The 2,346-nt window shown below is 68.7% G+C and carries 2 protein-coding genes; one reads left to right on the top strand and one right to left on the bottom strand.

All coding sequences use genetic code 11. The annotated features are described in order from the left end of the window. On the bottom strand, positions 1-1,136 hold a 1,136-nt coding region (locus tag G3N93_RS38140), incomplete at its 3' end, for a Na+/H+ antiporter (RefSeq protein WP_206135344.1). Between the two features lie 297 nt (positions 1,137-1,433). Between G3N93_RS38140 and G3N93_RS38135 the strand changes: the two genes are divergently transcribed. After that, positions 1,434-2,346 (top strand): EAL domain-containing protein (locus G3N93_RS38135; RefSeq protein ID WP_206135343.1); only part of this gene is annotated, 913 nt, incomplete at its 3' end.

Here is a 2,346-nt window from a genome sequence, read left to right as displayed (position 1 = left end):
AGCACACCGGCGAGCGTGACCGCGCCGCGCACGCCGCCGACCGTCATCACGGCGATCGTGCGCACGCCGGCCATCGTGCCCGTGAGGCCCTGGCGCGCGGCGCGACGGCTCGCGAACCAGCGCAGCAGCCAGACCCACAGGAAGCGGATCGCATACAGCGCGAGCATCATCGCGCAGACGTTGAAGACCATCCGGCCGACGAGCGCGTCGCTCGTGTGGTGCGCGTCGACGAGCGTGCGGCCGATGATGTGCGGCAGCTGCAGCCCGAGCATGATGAACACCATGCCGTTGAACACGAACTCGATCATCGCCCACGTGCTTTCGGCGCGCACGCGCGATGCGACCGTGCTTTTACGCGAGAAGCTCGTGTAGTTCATCATCATCCCGGCCGACACGGCCGCCAGCACGCCCGACAGGTCGAGGTGCTCGGCGAACAGGTAGGCCGCGAACGGCACGAGCAGCGTCATCACGATGCCGGGGGCCGGATCGCCTTCCTGCTCGGCATTCAGGAAGCGCGTCGACAGCGCGCTGAACGCCCACGACACGATCGCGCCGGTCGCGAGCCCGCCGGCGGCGACGATCACGAACGTGACCGACGCGTCGCGCAGCGAGAACATGCCCGTCAGCGCGGCCGCGATCGCGAATTTCAGCGCGACGAGGCCCGACGCGTCGTTCATCAGCGCCTCGCCTTCGAGGATGTGCATCAGCTGCGGCGGGATCCGGCCCTTGCCGGCGATGCCGGACAGCGCGACCGCGTCGGTCGGCGACAGCACGGCCGCGAGCGCGAACGCGATCGGCAGCGGCAACTCGGGTATCAGCCAGTGCGCGAAGTAGCCCACTGCGAGTACCGTCATGAACACGAGCCCGAAAGCGAGCATCAGGATCGCGCGGCGCTGCAGGTACAGCTCGCGCTTCGGAATCCGCCAGCCGTCCGCGAACAGCAGCGGCGGAATGAACAGCAGCATGAAGATTTCGGGATCGAACGCGACGTGCAGGTTCAGCTTCGGCCACGCGAGCATCGCGCCGAACGCGATCTGCATCAGCGGCAGCGGCAATTGGAACGGCAGGATGCGCGTGACGGCGCCGGACAGCGCGACGGTCAGCAGCAGGATCAGGACGGTGAAGACGATTTCCATCGATACGGCGAATACGGGGAATGAAACGATCGTACGGAGTGTAGCGTGACAGCGTGACGGGTGCGTTCGAGAGGCCGGTGCGCGCGCACTGAAATGGTGCGTCGGAGATGCGCCGAGATGGTGCGGCAACCGGGTGCGAGCCACGCGGCGCACGGGCTGTCGGCGCCTTGCACGGAGCTTGCTTGATGTGGGGCAGCCGCCCGGCGTCGACCGGGCAACCGAGGGTCCAACCATGACATTGCACGCGCCGCTCGCTTCGTCGGGCGCCGCGTTCGAAGGCAATACCAGGAGAAGGGCATGACGATCGTGCAACAGGAGCGTCCGGCCGCCGCGTCGCCGTACCGGTTCGAGCGGGAGGTGAGTTCCGGCTTCGAACGTCTGGCGACGCAGCACCGCGACCTGACGCTCACGACCGTGTTCCAGCCGATATTCAGCCTGTCGCACCAGCGTGCGGTGGGCTACGAGGCGCTGCTGCGCGCGCACGATGCGCTCGACCGCGCCGTGTCGCCGCTCGACGTGTTCGGCGAAGCCGCGCGCCAGGGCGAGCTGCTGCAGCTCGACCGGCTCGCGCAGGCGCTGCATCTCGAGAACTTCGCGCTGCTCGGCGCCGAGCGCGAATGGCTGTTCCTCAACGTGCATCCGGGCGTGCTCACCGACCCGTTCCAGGCGGCCGCGCTGCTCGCGAACCTGAAGCGGCTCGGCATGCCGCCGCGCCGCATCGTGCTCGAAGTGCTCGAACAGCGCGCGGAAGACGTCGAGCGGCTTGCCGAGGCCGTGCGCGAATTCCGCACGCACGGCTTCCTGATCGCGCTCGACGATTTCGGCGCGGGTCACTCGAATCTCGAGCGGATCTGGCAGCTGAACCCGGACATCGTGAAGCTCGACCGGATCATGCTGTCGCACGCGGCGCACCGCACCGGGCTCACCGCGATCCTGCACGGGCTCGTGACGCTGCTGCACGAGGCCGGCAAGCTGGTGCTCGTCGAGGGCATCGAGACCGAGCACGAGGCGCAGATCGCGCTGTCGTGCGAGGCCGATTTCGTGCAGGGCTACTACTTCGGCCGGCCGGCGCCGGGGTTGCCCGACAGCGCGGCCGCGACGGGCTGCATCGGCGAGCTGACCGAGCGTTTCCGGCAGCAGACCGATGCGCGCGAGCGGCGCGATGCGCAGCGGCTCGCGCCGTACATGCGCGCGTTCGAACGCGCGGCCA

The organism is Burkholderia sp. Se-20378, from assembly GCF_017104665.1.
Classification (GTDB): Bacteria; Pseudomonadota; Gammaproteobacteria; order Burkholderiales; family Burkholderiaceae; genus Burkholderia; species Burkholderia lata.
This window is presented reverse-complemented; position numbering and strand designations above follow the sequence as displayed.